The 18,700-nt window shown below is 69.8% G+C and carries 16 protein-coding genes; 5 read left to right on the top strand and 11 right to left on the bottom strand.

All coding sequences use genetic code 11. The features are described 5' to 3' along the window. Positions 1–88 precede the first annotated feature (88 nt). The 9 genes from FV242_RS13500 to FV242_RS13460 form a co-directional block, all read right to left on the bottom strand. Positions 89–1,009, bottom strand: coding sequence for an ABC transporter permease (locus tag FV242_RS13500; protein ID WP_147909477.1), 921 nt, complete (start codon positions 1,007–1,009; stop codon positions 89–91). Beyond that, positions 1,002–1,772: an ABC transporter ATP-binding protein gene (locus FV242_RS13495; protein WP_147939276.1), complete on the bottom strand. Its 771-nt coding sequence runs from the start codon at positions 1,770–1,772 to the stop codon at positions 1,002–1,004. Before FV242_RS13495 ends, FV242_RS13500 begins: the two co-directional genes overlap by 8 nt. Before the next feature lie 324 nt (positions 1,773–2,096). Next, positions 2,097–3,236: an amidohydrolase/deacetylase family metallohydrolase gene (locus FV242_RS13490; RefSeq protein WP_147939275.1), complete on the bottom strand. Its 1,140-nt coding sequence runs from the start codon at positions 3,234–3,236 to the stop codon at positions 2,097–2,099. Between the two features lie 19 nt (positions 3,237–3,255). Beyond that, positions 3,256–4,263, bottom strand: a complete 1,008-nt coding sequence (locus FV242_RS13485) for an ABC transporter ATP-binding protein (protein ID WP_147939274.1) — start codon at positions 4,261–4,263, stop codon at positions 3,256–3,258. Positions 4,264–4,507: 244 nt separating this feature from the next. Beyond that, entirely contained in the window at positions 4,508–5,506 is a 999-nt protein-coding gene (locus FV242_RS13480; RefSeq protein ID WP_147909480.1) for an ABC transporter ATP-binding protein, read from the bottom strand. An 11-nt stretch (positions 5,507–5,517) separates the two neighbouring features. After that, complete coding sequence (locus FV242_RS13475) at positions 5,518–6,381, bottom strand: ABC transporter permease (protein WP_147909491.1); 864 nt, start codon at positions 6,379–6,381, stop codon at positions 5,518–5,520. 107 nt (positions 6,382–6,488) lie between these two features. Continuing rightward, positions 6,489–7,430, bottom strand: a complete 942-nt coding sequence (locus tag FV242_RS13470) for an ABC transporter permease (protein ID WP_147909481.1) — start codon at positions 7,428–7,430, stop codon at positions 6,489–6,491. A gap of 16 nt (positions 7,431–7,446) precedes the next feature. Continuing rightward, the gene (locus FV242_RS13465) at positions 7,447–9,033 is read right to left on the bottom strand and encodes an ABC transporter substrate-binding protein (RefSeq protein WP_147939273.1); all 1,587 of its coding nucleotides are present in this window, start codon (positions 9,031–9,033) and stop codon (positions 7,447–7,449) included. 481 nt (positions 9,034–9,514) lie between these two features. Then, entirely contained in the window at positions 9,515–10,807 is a 1,293-nt protein-coding gene (locus tag FV242_RS13460; RefSeq protein WP_147939272.1) for a polyhydroxyalkanoate depolymerase, read from the bottom strand. Between the two features lie 215 nt (positions 10,808–11,022). Between FV242_RS13460 and FV242_RS13455 the strand changes: the two genes are divergently transcribed. The 5 genes from FV242_RS13455 to purQ all read left to right on the top strand — a co-directional run bounded on the left by FV242_RS13455 (position 11,023) and on the right by purQ (position 14,471). Further along, on the top strand, positions 11,023–12,408 hold the full coding sequence (locus FV242_RS13455; protein ID WP_147909484.1) for an ActS/PrrB/RegB family redox-sensitive histidine kinase: 1,386 nt from the start codon (positions 11,023–11,025) through the stop codon (positions 12,406–12,408). A 58-nt stretch (positions 12,409–12,466) separates the two neighbouring features. Further along, on the top strand, positions 12,467–13,066 hold the full coding sequence (locus FV242_RS13450) for an ActR/PrrA/RegA family redox response regulator transcription factor (RefSeq protein ID WP_147854732.1): 600 nt from the start codon (positions 12,467–12,469) through the stop codon (positions 13,064–13,066). Positions 13,067–13,186: 120 nt separating this feature from the next. Next, on the top strand, positions 13,187–13,420 hold the full coding sequence (locus tag FV242_RS13445) for a hypothetical protein (protein WP_147854731.1): 234 nt from the start codon (positions 13,187–13,189) through the stop codon (positions 13,418–13,420). A 131-nt stretch (positions 13,421–13,551) separates the two neighbouring features. Beyond that, positions 13,552–13,791, top strand: a complete 240-nt coding sequence (gene purS / locus FV242_RS13440) for a phosphoribosylformylglycinamidine synthase subunit PurS (RefSeq protein ID WP_147939271.1) — start codon at positions 13,552–13,554, stop codon at positions 13,789–13,791. Further along, positions 13,791–14,471 carry a phosphoribosylformylglycinamidine synthase subunit PurQ gene (purQ, locus tag FV242_RS13435; protein WP_147939270.1) on the top strand — a complete coding sequence of 227 codons (681 nt, stop codon included), beginning with the start codon at positions 13,791–13,793 and terminating at the stop codon, positions 14,469–14,471. The genes purS and purQ overlap by 1 nt, the downstream gene beginning before the upstream one ends. Positions 14,472–14,809: 338 nt before the next feature. Here purQ and FV242_RS13430 read toward each other — a convergent pair whose 3' ends face one another. After that, positions 14,810–17,227, bottom strand: coding sequence for a penicillin-binding protein 1A (locus tag FV242_RS13430; protein ID WP_147909487.1), 2,418 nt, complete (start codon positions 17,225–17,227; stop codon positions 14,810–14,812). A 169-nt stretch (positions 17,228–17,396) separates the two neighbouring features. Beyond that, positions 17,397–18,677: an N-acetylmuramoyl-L-alanine amidase gene (locus FV242_RS13425; protein ID WP_147939269.1), complete on the bottom strand. Its 1,281-nt coding sequence runs from the start codon at positions 18,675–18,677 to the stop codon at positions 17,397–17,399. Positions 18,678–18,700: the final 23 nt, after the last annotated feature.

The raw sequence follows: 18,700 nt of genomic DNA, 5'->3' as shown, positions 1-18,700 counted from the left end.
CGAAGGATCCGCGGGGCATACCCGAAGCCGCGCCGCTTGAGGATCAGGCGTCAGGGGATCAGGCGTCAGGGGATCAGGCGTCAGGGGATCAGGCCTGCATGCCCCAGCGCTGGATGGTCCGCCGCTCGATCGTCTGGAAGATCAGGTTCTCCACCACGAGGCCGATCAGGATCACGGTGAGCAGCCCGGCGAACACGTTCGGGATGTCGAGCATGTTCTTGTTCTCGAAGATGAACCAGCCGAGCCCGCCCGCCCCGGAGCTGACGCCGAACACCAGCTCGGCCGCGATCAGCGTGCGCCACGCGAAGGCCCAGCCGACCTTCAGGCCGGTGAGGATCGACGGGAACGCGGCCGGGATCAGGATCTTGCCGATCAGCCGCGGGCCCGACAGCCCGTAATTGCGCCCGACCATCGTGAGCGTCCGGCTCACCGACAGGAAACCCGAATGGGTGTTGAGCGCGATCGCCCAGGTCACCGAGTGGACCAGGACGAAGATCAGGCTGCCGTTGCCGAGCCCGAACCAGATCAGCGCCAGCGGCAGCAGCGCGATCGCCGGCAGCGGGTTGAACATCGACGTCAGGGTCTCGAGGAGGTCGGTCCCGATCCGCGACGCGATGGCGATGCCGGTGAGCAGGGTCGCCAGGAGGACGCCGGCGGCGTAGCCCATCAGCAGCACCTTCAGCGAGCTCCAGGCCCGGGCCGGCAGCGTCCCGTCGGCGACCGCCCGGAAGAACGCCTCCATGGTGGCCGAGAAGGTCGGGAACAGGAGGTCGTTGTCGAGGTAGCGCCCGTAGGCTTCCCAGATCCCCGCCAGCAGGACGAGGATCAGGATCTTGCGCAGCCAGGCTTGGTTGTAGAGGCGCTCGAACGCCGAGAGCGGCTTCTCCACAACCGGGGCGCCGTGGGCGTGGCCGGTCTCCCGCACGATCTCGGGGCGGGCCGGATCCGTGGCGGCGGGGCGCGGCGGCACCGTCAGGGGAGCGCCGGTCAACACGCGCGCGCTAGACATTCTCCGCCTCCTGGATCTCTTCCGAAAAGAGCATCTGCTGGATGCGGTTCTCGAGCTGCAGCGCCGCCTCCGGGGTTGCCGCGCTGTTGAGCTCGGCCTTGACCTCGCCCGGATGGGGCGAGAGCAGCAGGATGCGCGAGCCGACCTTGATCGCCTCGGGGATCGAGTGCGTCACGAACAGCACCGTGAAGCGCGTCTCCTCCCAGAGCATCAGCAGCTCGTCCTGCATGCGCCGCCGGGTGAGCGCGTCGAGCGCCGCGAACGGCTCGTCCATCAGCAGGATGTCGGGCTCCATCGCCATGCCGCGGGCGATGGCGACGCGCTGCTTCATGCCGCCCGACAGGGTGTGCGGGTAGCTGTCGGCGAACTTCGTCAGGTTGACCTTGTCGATGTAGAGGTTCGCCCGCTCCAGCGCCTCCCGTCCCTTCAGCCGGCCCGAGGCTTCGAGGGCGAAGACCACGTTCTGCCGGACCGTCTTCCATGGCAGCAGCTGGTCGAATTCCTGGAACACCATCATCCGGTCGGGGCCGGGCTCGGTCACCGGGCGGCCTTTCAGCCGGATCTCTCCCTCGGTAGGGGCCATGTAGCCGCCCACCGCCTTGAGCAGGGTCGACTTCCCGCACCCGGAGGGTCCGAGCAGGACGAACCGGTCCCCGGGCCAGATCCGGAAGCTCACCCGGTAGGTGGCCGTGACGAGGTGCTCGGGCGTCTTGTAGCGGAGCGTGACGCCGTCGACCTCCAGCAGAGGCTGACCCGTATCCATCCATCCTCCCTGGCGCCGCGGCTTGAGCCGCATGTCGCTGATCGTCCGGCGATGGTCCGGACCTCACGGGAAAGTGTAGGATCGATGCGGCGAGGCTGTAAAGCGGCGTATTCTTAATAAATTAGGATTGCTGTCCGGTTGAACCCGCTCGTTGCGTCGGTCTTGAGCGACTGCGCGGGTGTGGAATCGGCCGCTTATGCCGGTTCGGACGCGGCGCTGGAGGTTCTGTTTCGTACGGCTCCCAGGCGCGCTCGATCGATGGTCCTCCACTCCCAAGGACGGCGGCCTGCGAGCCCTTCGGCGGAAAACCGCATCGTCCCCATCTCAAACCGGGTGCCACCATCGACCCCGCAGCACCACGCCCTCCGACACGATCCGCTGGGCGCCAGTCATGTGCTCGCCCCGCGTGTCCACGTAGTCGAACGCGCCGTCCCGGACCGACAGCACGGTGGCATCGCCGAGCGCCCCGACCTTCAGGGTCCCGTATTCCATGCGCTTGAGCGCCACCGCGGCGTTGACCGTGGAGGCGGCGACGACGTCGCGCAGACTCATGCCGAGGCAGAGCATCTTGGACATGGTGGTGACCTGATCGAAGGCCGGCCCGTCGATGCAGAGCTGGTGCACGTCGGACGAGATCGTGTCCGGCAGGAAGCCCCCCGCCAGCATGGCCCGGGCGGTCTTGAACGCGAACGAGCCTTTGCCGTGGCCGATATCGAACAGCACGCCGCGCGCCCGGGCCTCCCGCAGGGCGGGCTTCACGGCGCCCTGGGCGGTGATCGGGGAATTCGGGAACGGCCGGAAGGCGTGGGTCAGCACGTCGCCGGGGCGCAGCATGGCCAGCACCGCCTCGTAGCTCGGCGGCGGCTCGTCGATATGGGCCATCAGCGGCAGGCCGGTCTCCTCCGCGACCTGCAGGGCGATGTCGAGGGGCGCGGTGCCCTGGTCGCCGGAGGCGTGGCGCCCGACCCGGACCTTGATGCCGACGATGACGTCCCGGTTGGCCTCGACCACCTCCACGGCCTCGCGGGGCGCCATCAGCCGCGGATCCTCGCTCTCGCCGACCATGATGGTCTTCGAGAAGCCGAAGATGCCGGCGAAGGAGACGTGCAGGTAGGCCAGGATCCGCGCCTCCGAGCGGTCGATGACGTGGGTGCGAAATCCGGAAAAATTGCCGGGCCCGGCACTGCCGGTATCGACCGAGGTCGTCACCCCGGAGGTCCGGCAGAACGCGTCGGCGTCGATGCCCAGCGAGGTACCGCCCCAGTAGACGTGGGTGTGCAGGTCGATCAGCCCCGGCGTGACGATCGCGCCCGCCATCGCGCGCACCTGCGTGCCCGGGCCCGCGACGAGATCGCGGCCGAAGCCCGAGACCCGGCCCTGCGCGAAGGCGACGTCGCCGATCCCGTCGTGGTTCTGGGACGGGTCGATGATCCGCGCACCCTTGAGGATGAGGTCGTGCGGCACGGCTGTCTCCGGGATCGTGTCAGGCCGCGACCGCCGGTGCGGACGCGTCGTCGTTGAGGTGGCAGGCGGCCAGATGGCCGGCGCCCACCGGATCGAGGCGGGGCTCCTCGACCCGGCAGCGTTCGAAGGCCTGCGGGCAGCGGGTGTGGAAGCGGCAGCCGGCGGGCGGATTGATCGGGCTCGGGACGTCGCCCTTGAGCACGATGCGGGTGCGCCCGGCCCCGGGCTCGGGGATCGGCACCGCCGAGAGCAGGGCCTGGGTGTAGGGGTGCTTCGGGGCCAGGAACAGCGCCCGCCGCGGGCCGATCTCGACGATCTTGCCGAGATACATCACCGCCACCCGGTGGGTCATGTGCTCCACGATGGCGAGGTCGTGCGAGATGAACAACATCGCGAGGTCGAGCTCGCGCTGCAGGTCGCGCAGCAGGTTGACGATCTGGGCCTTCACCGAGACGTCGAGCGCCGAGACCGCCTCGTCGCAGATGATCAGGTCCGGCTCGGCGGCGAGCGCCCGGGCGATGCCGATGCGCTGGCGCTGGCCGCCGGAGAATTCGTGGGGCCAGCGCCCCAACGCCTCGCGCGGCAGGCCGACCCGCTCCATCAGGGCCGCGAGCTTCGCCTCGATGTCGGCCGAGCCCTTGGCCAGCCCGAAATTGCGGATCGGCTCGGCCAGGATCGCCCGCACCCGCATCCGCGGGTTGAGGGACGAGAACGGGTCCTGGAACACCATCTGCATCCGGCGGCGCAGGGGCCGCAGGGTGCCGGCCGAGAGGTCGTCGATGCGCCGGCCGGCCAGCACCACCTGCCCGGCGGTCGGCGTGTAGAGGCGCATCAGCGCCTTGGCGACCGTGGACTTGCCGCAGCCGGATTCGCCGACCAGCGACAGGGTCTCGCCCCGGTCCACCGTGAAGGACAGGCCGTCCACCGCCTTGAGCACCCGGGTCGACCGGCCGAACAGGCCGCCGCCGAGGGAAAAGTGTTTCTTGAGGTCTCTGACCTGGAGGAGCGTGCGGGCGGTCGTGGTCACGGGCGGGTCTCCGTGACGGGACGAGAAAAGGCGCGCGCAGCGCGTCCCCTCCCCCCTCTGCGGGGGAGGGTGGCCCGCGAAGCGGGTCGGGAGAGGGGCAGCGCGACGTTGCAGGATGGATCGGGTGTCGCGACCGGTCCGGACGCGGCGCTCCCCTCTCCCGACCCCTGCTGACGCAGGGGCCACCCTCCCCCGCAGAGGGGGGAGGGAAGACGCGCCGCGCGTTGCGCCAAGTCATAAAAAATCATGCCGCGAGGGCGTCCTTGGGCGCGTAGTGACAGGCGGCGAGATGCGCGGGGGCCTTCGGCTCCAGGGCCGGGGCGTAGGCGCGGCACAGGTCGGTCACGTCCGGGCAGCGTCCGGCGAAGACGCAGCCCTCGATCCGCTGCTTCAGGCTCGGGACCATGCCGGGAATCTCGGCGAGCCGCTCGGTGGCGCCGTGCTCGACAGCGCCGAGCTTGGGCACGGCCCCCATCAGGCCGCGGGTGTAGGGATGGCGCGGCGCCCGGAACAGGTCACGGACCGAGGCCTCCTCGACCTTCCGGCCGGCATACATCACCACCACCCGGTCGGCGACCTCGGCGACCACGCCGAGATCGTGGGTGATCAGCATGATCGCGGCGCCGACGCGATGCTTCAGGTCGCGCATCAGGTCGAGGATCTGGGCCTGGATGGTCACGTCGAGCGCCGTGGTCGGCTCGTCGGCGATCAGGAGCTTGGGCGAGCAGGCGAGCGCGATGGCGATCATCACCCGCTGGCGCATGCCGCCCGAGAGCTGGTGCGGGTATTCCCGCACCCGGCGCCCGGGCTCGGGGATGCCGACCAGCGTCAGCATCTCCACGGCCCGGGCCTCGGCCTCGCGCCGGCTCAGGCCCTGGTGCAGCCGCAGGGTCTCGCCGATCTGGCGGCCCACCGTCAGCACCGGGTTCAGGCTGGTCATCGGCTCCTGGAAGATGACGCTGATGTCGTTGCCGCGGATCTTGCGCATCGCGCGGGTCGGCAGGTCGAGGAGATTCGTCCCCTCGAACCGGATGGCGCCGGCGATGCTGGCCGGCGGCTCGGGCAGGAGGCGCAGGATCGACATCGCGGTCACCGACTTGCCGCAGCCGGATTCGCCGACGATCGCCAGGGTCTCACCCGCCTGGATGGCGAAGGACACGCCGTCCACCGCCCGGTTCACCCCGTCGGGGGTGCGGAAGTGGACCTGCAGGCTCTCGATCGACAGGAGGGGGGTGCCGCTCACGCTGCTGGTCCTCACGCGTCTTTGGCCATGCGGGGGTCGAGGGCGTCGCGCAGGCCGTCGCCGACGAGGTTCACCGCGAGCACCGTCATGGACAGGAAGATCGCCGGGAACAGGATGATGTAGAACTTCACCTGCCAGAGGGCCCGGCCCTCGGCCATGATGTTGCCCCAGGACGGCGTCGACGGCGGCACGCCCGCGCCGATGAACGACAGGATCGCCTCGGTGATCATCGCGGAGGCGCAGATGTAGGTCGCCTGCACGGTCATGGGCGCCAGGGTGTTGGGCAGGATGTGGCGCCAGATGATCGCCGGCATGCGCGTGCCCGTGGTCACGGCGGCCTCGACATAGGGCTGCTCGCGCAAGGACAGCACGACGCCCCGGACCAACCGGGCGACCCGGGGGATCTCCGCGATGGTGATCGCCACGATCACGTTCTGGACCGAGCCGCGGGTGAGCGCCATCAGGGTGATGGCCAGCAGGATCGGCGGGATCGACATCATGCCGTCCACGATCCGCATGACGATGCCGTCGAGCCAGCGCACCATCCCGGAGACGAGTCCGACCGCGAGCCCCGCCACCGAGGCGAGGAGCGCCACGGAAAAGCCGACCAGCAGCGAGACCCGGGCGCCGTAGACCACCCGCGAATAGATGTCCCGGCCGAGCATGTCGGTGCCGAACCAGTACTGGGCCGAGGGCACGCGGGTGCGCTTGGCCGGCGCCAGGGCGGTGGGATCGACGGTGCCGAGATAGGGCGCGAGCACCGCCATCAGGAACACGACGAGGAGCAGGCCCCCGCCGGCCACGATGGTCGGGTTGCGGCGCACATAGGTCCAGACCCGGCCCCGGCGCTTGCGGGCCGGGATCACGTCCGGCAGCGGCGTGGCGACGGCGAGCCCCGCGGGGGGCGGCCCCTTGTGCGGCGGGCCCTTGAGCGACGGGTCCGCGGCGCGCGACGGACCGGAGAGAGGCGCGACGGTCGCGGTCAATAGCGGATCCTCGGGTCGAGCAAGGTGTAGAACAGGTCGATGGCGAGGTTCACCAGCACGTAGACGAAGCTGAACAGCAGGACGACGCCCTGGATGACCGGGTAATCGCGCCGCAGGATCGCATCGACCGTGAGGCGGCCGAGGCCGGGAATCGCGAACACCGTCTCGGTGACGACGGCGCCGCCGATCAGCAGCGCGATGCCGATGCCGATCACGGTGACGATCGGCACCGCGGCGTTCTTGAGGGCGTGGATGAACAGCACCGGCCCCTGCGCCAGCCCCTTGGCCCGGGCGGTGCGCACGTAATCCTGCTGCAGCACGTCCAGCATGGTCGCCCGCGTCACCCGGGCGATCAGCGCGATGTAGACGAGGCCCAGCGTCACCGCGGGCAGGATCAGGTTCGCGAACCACGGCCACAGGCCCTGCTCGATCGGCGTGTAGCCCTGCACCGGCAGCCAGCCGAGTTCGAGGGCGAACACGTAGGCCAGCACGTAGCCGACCACGAAGACCGGCACCGAGAAGCCCATCACGGCGAGCCCCATGACCAGGCGGTCGATCAGGCTGCCGGCCTTCCAGGCCGCCACGACGCCGAGCGGCACCGCGACCACGACGGCCAGGATCAGGGTGACGAGCATCAGCGAGACGGTCGGCTGCACCCGCTGCCCGATCATCGTGGTGACCGGCAGGTTGGTGAAGATCGAGGTGCCGAGGTCCCCGTGCAGGATCTGCCAGGACCATTCGCCGAACCGGACCAGGAACGGCCGGTCGAGGCCGAGCGAGGCGCGGATGCGCGCGACGTCGTCCGGTGTCGCCTGATCGCCCGCGATGATCGCGGCCGGATCGCCGGGGGCGAAGTAGAGGAGGCTGAAGACGAACAAGCCGACCACCGCCATCACCGGGATGGTGGCCAGGATGCGCCTGCCGATATAGCCGAGCATGGGACGCCTCCTGGCCTCAGGCCTTCGACACGCCCCAGGTGAACGGGATCGGCCCCTTCACGATGCCGGAGACGTTCTTGCGCCAGGCCTGGTAGCCGAGGAAGAACCCGGTCGGCACGTAGACCACGCCCTCGCAGGCGGCGGCGTTGACCTTGTCGATGGCGGCCTTCTCGGCGGCCGGATCGGCCGCGTCGAACCACTCGGCGATGGCGGCCTCCACGGGCGGGACGTTGGGCCAGCCGAACCAGGCCTTGTCGCCGCTGGCCCGGACCGCGGGATAGCCCGCCGGATTGATGCAGTCGGCGCCCGCGTGCCAGGTGTGGAACATGTTCCAGCCGCCCTGGGACGGCGGCGCCTTGGACGCCCGGCGGGTGCCGGTGGTGCCCCAGTCGGTGGCGACGAAGTCGACGTTGAAGCCCATCTGCTTCAGCAGGTCGGCGGTGATGTCGCCCTGCGCCTTGGTGATCCCCTGGTCCTGCGCCACCACGCAGACGACGGGCTCGCCCTTGTAGCCGGCTTCCTTCAGCAGCTTCTGGCCGAGCTTGATGTCACCCTTTCCGACGCTGCCCCCGCCCGCCTCGGTGTAGAGCGGCGTGCCCGGCGTGAAGAAGCCCGGCAGCGTCTTCCATAAGGTGTCGTCGTCGCCGACGATCGCCCGCATGTAATCCTCCTGGCTCATGGCGGTCATGACGGCCTGGCGGATCTTCGGGTTGTCGAAGGGCGGATGCAGGTGGTTCATCCGGAACGACCCGACATTGCCCAGCGGGTCGGCGATGTCGACGTTGAGGTTGGCGTTCTTGCGCAGGAGCGGCACGAGGTCGGAGATGGGGTTCTCCCACCAGTCGACCTCGCCGTTCTGCAGGGCCGCCGAGGCGGTGGCCGCGTCCGGCATGATCACCCATTCGACCCGGTCGACCAGGATGTGCTTGCCGCCCGCCAGCCACGAATTCGGCTCCTCGCGGGGCTTGTAGCCGCCGAATTTCTGGAACACGGCGCGCGCGCCCGGCACCCATTCGTTGCGCACGAAGGTCATCGGGCCGGAGCCAACATACTCGGTGATCTGCGTGAACGGGTCGGTCTTGGCGATCCGCTCCGGCATGATCAGGGCCATCGGGGCGTTGGTCTTGCCGAGCGCGTAGAGGAGCTTCGGGAACGGCTTCTTGAGTCGCCAGCGGAACGTCCGGTCGTCGACCGCGGCGAGGTCGTCCTGGATACCCCGGATCATCAGGCCGATCGGGTCCCGGGCCATCCAGCGTCCGAGGCTCGCCACCACGTCCTTGGCCAACACCGGCTCGCCGTCGTGGAAGGTCTGGCCGGGCCGCAGCCGGAAGGTCCAGGTCAGCTGGTCGCCCGAGACCTCCTCGGATTCGACCATCTGGCGCTGCGGCTTCAGCTGCGCGTCGACGCCGTACAGCATGTCCCACACGAGGGTGCCGGCATTGCGCACCACGTATTGCGTGCCCCAGATCGGATCGAAATTGGCGAGGTTCGCCTGGGGCACGAAGCGCAGCACCTTGGCGCCCTGCGCCACGGCCGGCATCGCGACCTGCGGGGCGGCCAGCCCGAGTGCGGCCGAGCCCTTGAGGAACGTCCTGCGGTCCATCGTGATCTCCCTGGCCGGCGGGATCTCGATCCCGGCCACCGGCCCGCACTCCGGGTGCGTCTGTGAATCGGTCGACGGAAGGACCCGGCCGTGTATCGCGGCCGGGGGAGGCTGGATTTTCACACGATCAGCAACATGCGCCAGTTCCCTGCTACCGCAAGACGGTTTTGGGGGATCGAATTCCAGTTATCCGCATCCTGTTCGCGCACGGCCTCATCCGGCTGGATGGAGTCCGGCCGGGGACGCGGAGGGGCGGTGGAGGATCGGCGGTCATCGTGCTCACGCCGGCGACCTCGCAAGCCTCGCGCCACCGTGGGTGGAAGAGAATTCAAAATGCAGCGCGCGCCGGCCATGCACGGCGGGATCGCGGGATCGGAAGCGGGATTTCAGTGGGCTCGCCGCCTTCCGGCGGAGGCCCCGGGAAACCGGCTCCGCCCTGGACCCGCGAACGGTCTCGGACCTTTCGAGATCGGACCTTTCGTCAGCCCACCTGGCGCAGATGCGATCCGCGCGTCCGGGCTTCCGCCTGCTGGGCGCGGATGAAGGCGGCGATCCGCGGTGCGATGACGGTGCGGTAGCGGGAGCCGTTGAACACCCCGTAATGCCCGACGCCGGCCTGGAGATGGTACGCCTTGCGGGATTCGGGCAGGTTCGGCGTCAGGTCGAGGGCCGCCTTGGTCTGGCCGACCCCGGAGATGTCGTCGTTCTCGCCCTCCACCGCCAGGATGGCGCAGCGGCGGATCGCCCCGAGATCGACCGGGGTGCCGCGGTGACGCATCCGGCCCGTCGGCAGGTCATGGTCGACGAAGACCGTCTGAACGGTCTGCAGGTAGTATTCCGCGGTCAGGTCCATCACCGCGAGGTACTCGTCGTAGAAGTCCCGGTGCTTCTCGGCCGAGTCGCCGTCGCCCTTCACCAGGTGGTCGAACATGTCGGAATGGGCGGTGACGTGGCGGTCGAGGTTCATTGCCATGAAGCCCGACAGCTGCAGGAAGCCGGGATAGACCCGGCGCCAGGCCCCCGGGAAGATCGGCGGCACCAGGCTGATCGTGTTGCGCTCGAACCAGGTCTGGCCGCGCTCCTGGGCGAGGCAGTTCACCGCCGTGGGCGAGCGGCGGGTGTCGATCGGGCCGCCCATCAGGGTCATGGAAGCCGGCACCGCCGGGTCGCCCTCCCCTTGGCCGTCCTTGCTCTCCATCAGCGCCACCGCAGCCAGGACCGGCACCGCCGGCTGGCACACCGCCATGATGTGCAGGTCCGGCCCGAGCAGCGCGAACATCTCCTGCAGGTAGTCGATGTAGGTGTCGAGATCGAAGCGCCCCGCCGCGAGCGGCACCATCCGGGCATCGTTCCAGTCGGTGATGTAGACCCGGTGGTTCGGCAGCATCGCCTCCACGGTGCCGCGCAGCAGCGTGGCGTAGTGCCCCGACATCGGCGCGACGATGAGCAGCTTCGGCTCCGGCTCGGCGGGCGGGGTCAGGAAGGCCCGCTCGAACGCCACCAGCCGGCAGAACGGCCGCTCCCAGACGACCCGCTCGCTGATCGGGACCGCTGCGCCGTCGATCAGCGTCTCGGTGAACCCGAAGGCCGGCTTGCCGTAGCGGCGGGTGGCGCGCTCGAACATCTCGCAGCCCGCGCTGACCGCCCGGGCATAGGGTCCGTAGGCCAGGGGATTGCCGGGCATCTGGAGCGCGTGGCGGGTCAGGTCGGCGGCGAGCCGGGCCGGCGCCATCATGGCGCGGGCGCCCTCGAACATCGCGTAAGCCAGAAGCATCGCCACCTCGCGTCCCGGGACTGCCGGCGGAGCGCCGACGGGCGAAAAGCCTGACGCAACCCGCGGTGACAGCCTAAGGTTCCACCCTGAACGATCGCGGAACATCCGCGCCCCGGGGCGACTTGCCCGTCACGACCCCGTCGGCTCGACGGGGCCGCACGTCTGCCCAAGCTCTGCGTCGGTGAGGATTCACCCGGCGCTGCATCGATGCACGCATGCCCGACAGCAATCTCAACGGCCTCGTCCGCAACGCCCGGCACCTCCGGCTGGACACCTTCGTCCGCCTGCGCTGGCTCGCCATCACCGGCCAGAGCGCCGCCGTGGTCGGGGCGCAGTTCGGCCTGGGCCTGGCGCTGCCGTTCGGCTGGTGCTTCCTGGTGATCGCCACCTCGTCCTGGCTGAACCTGGCCCTGCGCATCCGCTTCCCGGCGAGCTACCGACTGAGCGACGATTCCGCAGCCCTGCTGCTGGCCTTCGACATCGTGCAGCTCGCAGCGCTGCTGTTCCTCACCGGCGGCCTGCAGAACCCGTTCTCGCTGCTGTTCCTCGCCCCCGTGCTGATCTCCGCGACGGCGCTGCCGCCGGAGCGGACCCTGGCGCTCGGCCTGCTCGCCGTGGGGCTGGCGACGCTGCTCGCCCTGGTGCACCGGCCCCTGCCCTGGTTCTCGGACGGGCGGATCGAGTTGCCGTTCCTGTACGTCTCGGGGGTCTGGACCGCGATCCTGCTCGGGACCGCCTTCACGGGCGTCTACGCGTGGCGGGTCGCCGAGGAGACGCGGCTCCTCGCCCAGGCCCTGGCGGCCACCGAACTGGTGCTGGCCCGGGAGCAGCACCTGTCGCAGCTCGACGGTCTCGCGGCGGCGGCTGCCCACGAATTGGGCACGCCCCTCGGGACGATCATGCTGGTGACCAAGGAGCTGATCCGCCAGCTCGGGCCGACCGCCTCGCCGGCGGTGGCCGAGGATTTGAACCTGCTGCGCGAGCAGGTCGACCGCTGCCGAGGCATCCTGGGCAAGCTCACGTCCCTCGACGGCGACGGCGTCGGCTTCCTGGAGACGGTGACGTTCAGCCATCTCGTCGAGGAGCTGGTGGCGCCCCAGCGCGCGCTTGGCGCCGTGCTCGACATCTCCAGCCTGGGCGAAGGCCCGGAGCCCGCCTGCCGCCGCAACCCCGGGGTGATGTTCGGCTTGGCCAACATCCTCGACAATGCGGTCGACTTCGCCGATTCGCGCGTCACCGTGGAAGGCCGCTGGACCCAGGAGCGCGTCTGGATCGAGATCCGCGACGACGGTCCGGGTTTTTCCAGCGAGGTCCTGCTGCGGGCGGGCGAGCCCTACGTAACCACCCGCAGCGCCGACCGCGCGCAGACCGGCGGGACCGTCGGGGCCGGCCTCGGCCTCGGTTTGTTCATCGCCAAGACCCTGATCGAGCGCTCGGGCGCCCAGATCGCGCTGATGAACGTCTCGGCACCTGAGGCCCATGGGGCGATCGTGCGCGTCTCCTGGGCCCGCCACATCTTCGAGCGGGGGGCAGCCCCGCGTCATTCGCCGGAACTCAATATCCACGCGCCCCTGCCCCCGGGCGATGTCGTCCCTATATGAGGATCAGACCAAGAACTGACCGAATAACGCCCTCACGAAAACCCGAAAGGAGTACCGGATGCTGACGCAGCCCGGGACCACGACAGCGATCGATCCTGCCGTGATCAACGAAGCCGATCCCCTCGCCGCCTTCACCGATCGCAGCCTGCTGATCGTGGACGACGACAAGCCGTTCTCGACGCGGCTCGCCCGGGCCATGGAAAGCCGCGGCTACCACGTCCAGGTCGCCGACAGCGTGGCCGACGGCGTCTCGGCGGTCGAGGCTCGCCCCCCCGCCTTCGCGGTGATCGACATGCGGCTTGGCGACGGCAACGGCCTCGACGTGATCGCCCGCCTCAAGGAGCGCCGCCCCGAGGCGCGGGGCGTGATCCTGACCGGCTACGGCAACATCGCGACTGCCGTCACGGCGGTGAAGCTCGGCGCGTTCGACTACCTCGCCAAGCCCGCCGACGCCGACGAGATCCACGGCACGCTGATGGCGCAGCCGGGCGAGCGGGCCGACCCGCCCGAGAACCCGATGTCGGCGGACCGTGTCCGCTGGGAGCACATCCAGCGGGTCTACGAACTGTGCAGCCGCAACGTCAGCGAGACCGCCCGGCGCCTGAACATGCACCGCCGGACCCTGCAGCGGATCCTGGCCAAGCGCGCGCCGCGCTGACGTCAGGGACCGGACGATCCCGGCTCCCGCGGTTGCATAGCCCCTCGCCTCTGGGCTAGCTGCGCGGGTCCCGGGATCATTTCGTTTCGGGGTCTCGCAATCGACCGGGAGACGGGTCTCGTGAACGGGCGCAACGCCATCACCATCGTGAGCATGATGGTCCTCGTCGGCACCGAGGTGTTCGCCGTCGCCATCGCGGCCGGCTGGGCGCTCGCCGGCCTGTTCGACCTGGGCGACCGGGTCGGCCACGTGCTGATGGGTCTGTTCAGCCTGTTCGCCGCCTGGATCATGCTCCAGCTCTGGCGCCGGGCGACCAGCATCGAGCCGATCCGCACCCGGGCCACGCCCCGCTAGCCGCCCCGTCCGTCCGACACGGCGTTCGACAGGCCGGCGGCCTTCCTGCTAGGGAACGCGCGATGGCCGCCCGTGTAACGACGCCGCGGGTCGCGCCCACGTTTTCGGCTGCGCGTGAGACCGGAAGATCCATGAAAGCCCGTATCATCGTCACCCTGAAGACCGGTGTGCTGGACCCGCAGGGCAAGGCGATCGAGGCCGCGCTCCGGTCGCTGGGCGTCGAAGGCGTCGACAGCGTCCGGCAGGGCAAGGTGTTCGACCTCGAGGTCTCCGCCGCCGACGGCGCGGCCGCCGAGGCCACCCTGCGGACGGCCTGCGAGAAGCTGCTCGCCAACACCGTCGTCGAGAACTACGCGATCGAGATCCTCTGATGCACGCTGCGGTCGTCGTCTTTCCGGGTTCGAATCGCGAGAGCGACGTCGCCCGGGCGCTGCGCCGGTCGGGCGCACGGGTCAGCATGGTCTGGCACGCCGATCCGGATCTGCCGGCCGGGACCGACCTTGCCGTCCTGCCGGGCGGCTTCTCGTACGGCGACTACCTGCGCTGCGGCGCGATCGCGGGACGCGCGGCCGCCATGGACGCGGTGCGGGCGCATGCGGCCCGGGGCGGCCTCGTGCTCGGCATCTGCAACGGCTTCCAGATCCTGTGCGAGTCCGGCCTCCTGCCGGGGGTCCTGATGCGCAACGTCAACCGGCGCTTCATCTGCCACCGCCAGACGCTGCGGGTCGAGCGCACCGACACGCGCTTCACCAGCGCCTACAAACAGGGGCAGGTCATCGACGTCTGCGTCGCGCATGGCGAGGGCAATTACTTCGCCGACCCCGACACACTGGCGCGGATCGAGGGCGAGGGCCGCGTGGCCTTCCGGTACTGCGACGCCGCCGGCACGATCACGGTCGAGGCCAACCGCAACGGCTCCCTCAACGCCATCGCGGGCGTCTACTCGGAGGGCGGCAACGTCCTCGGGATGATGCCGCACCCGGAGAACTTCGTCGAAGGCCTGATCGGCGGCACCGACGGACGCGGTCTCTTCGACAGTCTCGCCGCCTGAGTTTCGGGCGCAAGACCGATCTTTAACCGGCGATTAAGGTTCACGGGGCATAAAGAGACATCCAGAGTTCTGGATATCGAGTTGGACGGTTCCGTCCGCTCTGTTTGATGCCTCCCTGATGACTCTCCCAAGCCGCCCCCAATCGGGCGGCTTTTTTCTGTCTTGGAGGGATCAGCAGCCGGCACCGCACCCGAGTTTGGGATCCCGGGGCCGCGAAGCGGAACCCGGGATCCATAACCGCCGACAGATCAAGACCTCGCACCGTCGGCGGTTATGGGTTCCGGGTTCGCCTGCGGCACCCCGGAATGACCCGGTGGGTCAGATCCCGCTTCCGGCCCTCAGTAGAGCCCGCCGGCCTGGGCGGCCCGGTCGGGGTCCGCCGGGACCGAAGCGGGGGCAGCGCTCTGGGCCGGGGCGACGTAGGAATCGGGCGGCGCGGTGCCCGGCTTGAAGGCCTCCAGGATCGTGCCGGCGCCCTCCCCCGAGCCGGCGCGGGTGCCGGAGCCGAGGTTCACGCGGATCAGCTTGATCCCCGGGGGCACGCGGAACGGGGTCGGCGGCTTGTCCTTGAGGGCGACCTTCAGGAACTCGAGGGCGATCGGGGCCGCCAAGCCGCCGCCGGTGGCACGGTCACCGAGCGAGCGCGGCTTGTCGAAGCCGATATAGATGCCGACCGCGAGATCCGGCGAGAAGCCCACGAACCATGCGTCCTTGGCGTCGTTGGTGGTGCCGGTCTTGCCGGCGAGCGGCTTGCCGATCTGCTTCAGCAGGGTCGCGGTGCCGCGCTGGACGACGCCCTCCATGATCGAGACCATCTGGTAGGCGGTGAGCGGGTCGAGCACCTGCTCGGAATCGTCCACCAGCTTCGGCTCGTCCTGGCCCGACCATTTCTCGGCGTCGCAGCCGATGCACTTGCGGTTGTCGTGCCGGTAGATGGTCTCGCCGATGCGGTCCTGGATGCGGTCGATCAGGGTCGGCCGGATGCGGCGCCCGCCATTGGCGAGCATCGAGTAGGCCGTGACCATGCGCATGACCGTGGTCTCGCCGGCGCCGAGCGACATCGGCAGAACCGGCAGCAGGTCGTCGTAGACGCCGAAGCGGCGGGCGTACTCGGCGATGAGCGGCATGCCGACATCCTTGGCGAGCCGGACCGTCATCAGGTTCTTCGAATGCTCGATCCCGTACCGCAGGGTGTGTGGGCCGCCGGACTTGCCGTCGTAGTTCGAGGGCGTCCAGGCTTCCTGGCCGGGGCCGCCCTCGATGGTGATCGGCGTGTCCTGCACGATCGAGGCGGGCGTGTAGCCGTTGTCGAGCGCCGCCGAGTAGACGATCGGCTTGAACGAGGAGCCGGGCTGGCGCATCGCCTGGGTGGCCCGGTTGAACTCGGATTCGTCGTACGAGAAGCCGCCGACCATCGCGTGGACGCGGCCGGTATTCGGGTCCATCGCCACGATGGCGCCGGACACCTCGGGCTTCTGGCGCAGGCGGTACTGCCCGCGCCCGCCGTCGATCGCCTCGACATAGACCATGTCGCCGGGCTGGAGGTTGGGGCGGCCGGCCCAGCGCATGCCGTCCGGGGTGATCACGCCGGTCTCGCGGTCCTTGCCGACCTGGCCCGAAGCCTCGCGCCGGGGCTGGAGGCCGACCTGCACGCCGCCGCCGCCGTTGCCGAGCACCACGGCGAGCCGCCACGGCGCCACGTCGCCGAGCGCCGGCACCTCGGCGGCAGCCATGCCCCAGTCGCGTCCGGTCAGGTCGACCTTGGTGACGGCGCCGCGCCAGCCATGGGCCTGGTCGTAGCGCACCAGGCCGTCGACCAGGGCCTTGCGGGCCCAGGCCTGCATCTTCGGGTCGAGGGTGGCGCGCACCGAGAGGCCGCCCTCGTAGAGCTTCTTCTCGCCGTAGCGCTCGGAGATCTCGCGCCGGACCTCCTCGGTGAAGTAGTTGGCGTTGGCGGCGTTCGGGAAGGCGACCCGCGGGTTGACCCCGAGCGGCATCTTCTTGGCGGAATCCGCCTCTTCCTTGGTGATGTAGCTGTTCTCCGCCATCAGGCGGATGATCTCGTTGCGGCGGTCCAGGGCCGCCTGGGTCTTGCGGTAGGGGTGGTAGTTGTTCGGGCCCTTCGGCAGCGCGGCGAGGTAGGCGGCCTCGTTGATGGTCAATTCGTGGACCGACTTGCCGAAGTAATCCAGCGCGGCCGCCGCCACGCCGTGCAGGTTGCGGCCGGGCACGATGGTGCCCAAAAAGATCTCGTTCAGATACAGCTCGAGGATCTTGTCCTTGGAGTAGGCCGCCTCGATCCGCAGGGCGAGCAGCGCCTCGCGGATCTTGCGGTCGTAGGTCTGCTCGGACGACAGCAGGAAATTCTTGGCGACCTGCTGGGTGATGGTCGAGGCGCCCTGGCGCTTGCCCGACTTGGCGTTGGTCAGGAACGCGCGCACGATCCCCTCGGGATCGATGCCGCCGTGCTTGTAGAAGTTCTTGTCCTCGGCCGACAGGAAGGCCGCGACCACGATCTTCGGCATCGCCTGGATCGGCAGGTACAGCCGGCGCTCGCGGGCATACTCGGCGAGCAGCGAGCCGTCCGACGCGTGAATGCGGGTCATCACCGGCGGCTCGTAATTGGCGAGCGCGGCGTGGTCGGGCAGGTCCTGGCTGTACTTCCAATAGAAGTACCCGCCGGCCGCGGCGCCGACCACGAACAGCACCGCGGCGGCGCTGAACAGGATCCCGAAGAAACGAAGGATCAGACGCATCCGGTGTTCCGCTCGTCGCTGGCCCGGCCGCCTGCCGGGTTCGGCTCATCCGGCACGGGCGTCGATTCTCGACGCGGTCGGCTCCCGGACGCTCCCGTGAAGCCCCCTCGGATTACCGGTTCAACGGCGGTGCGACGGGGCGTTCGGACGTCCCGTATCGACACTTACTCTATGGTAAAACTGGGGCGACGGCGGCCGACCGTCGCGTGATCAGCGCGGGCCTGAGCGTCGCGTGGTTGCCGAAGAACTGGTCGATCGCCTTGGCCATGGAGCCGGTGACGCCCGCCCGCCACTCGGGCGATTGCAGCATCTCCAGGTCGCGCTTGCTCGACAGATAGCCGAGTTCCACCAGCACGCTCGGCACGTCCGGGGAGCGCAGCACCATGAAGCGTGCCTCCCGGTGGGGCTTGGCGCTCATCTCCATGACCGGGGCGAGCTGGCCCATCAGCGTGCGGGCGAAGCCCGACGAGAAGCCGCGGGTCTCGCGCAGGGTCAGCTCCTGCAGGATGTCGGCGATGTCTGGGGGCGCCTCGGCGGCGTCGGCGCCGGCCGCCGCGTCGGCCCGGTTCTCGCGCTCGGCGAGCTTGGCGGATTCGATGTCGGTGGCCTTCTCGGCGTTGGTGTAGATCGTGGCGCCCCGCACCTGCGGGGCCGCCGAAATCGAATCCGCGTGGATCGACACGAACAGGTCGGCCTTGGCCTCGCGGGCGATGCGCACGCGTTCGGCGAGCGGCACGAACACGTCCCGGTCGCGGGTCATCCGGACCCGGTAGCGGCCCCCGGCTTCGAGCTTCCCGACCAGCGCCTGCGCGAAGCCGAACACGATGTCCTTCTCGAACACCCCGCCCACCGCGATCGCCCCGGGATCGGTGCCGCCATGCCCGGCATCGACCATGATCAGCGGGCGCTGGTCGGCGGGCTCGGGCGGGGCGCTGCGTGCCTGGGCGGGGGCCGGATCGCTGGCGGCGGCGGCCTTGCGGAAGGCCTCGCGCTCGACCCGCTGGAGCGGGATCGTCAGCAGCACCGCACCGTCCCGGGCCCGGGTCACGGTCTCGATCCGCCCGATCGCGGCCGGGGCGGCCAGATCGATCACGACGCGGGAGCGGCCGGGGGCGAACAACCCGTAGCGGAACGACTGGACCACGCCCTCGCGGCGGCGCCCGGCCCCGGAATCGAGCTGGAAGTTGACCTCGGGCAGATCGATCACCGCCCGGTCGGGCCGCTCCATCACGAAGCCGCGCGCCTCCACGGCCCGCGACAGCGTCAGGGTGAGCCGCGTGGTGCCGGCCTGGCTGGCGAGATCCGCCCCGATGGCGACCGCGGGCGCCGGCCCGGTGGGCGGATTGGTCGGCTTGTCGCCGTTCTGGGCCACGACCGGCGTCGCCGCCAGCGTCGCGGCGAGGCAGAGGCGGTACAAGGCGGAACGGATCAGGTGCGCACAGCTCGGCATCGGTCCGGATTCATCTCCCGTGC

This window comes from Methylobacterium sp. WL64 (assembly GCF_008039945.1).
Lineage (GTDB): Bacteria > Pseudomonadota > Alphaproteobacteria > Rhizobiales > Beijerinckiaceae > Methylobacterium.
This window is presented reverse-complemented; position numbering and strand designations above follow the sequence as displayed.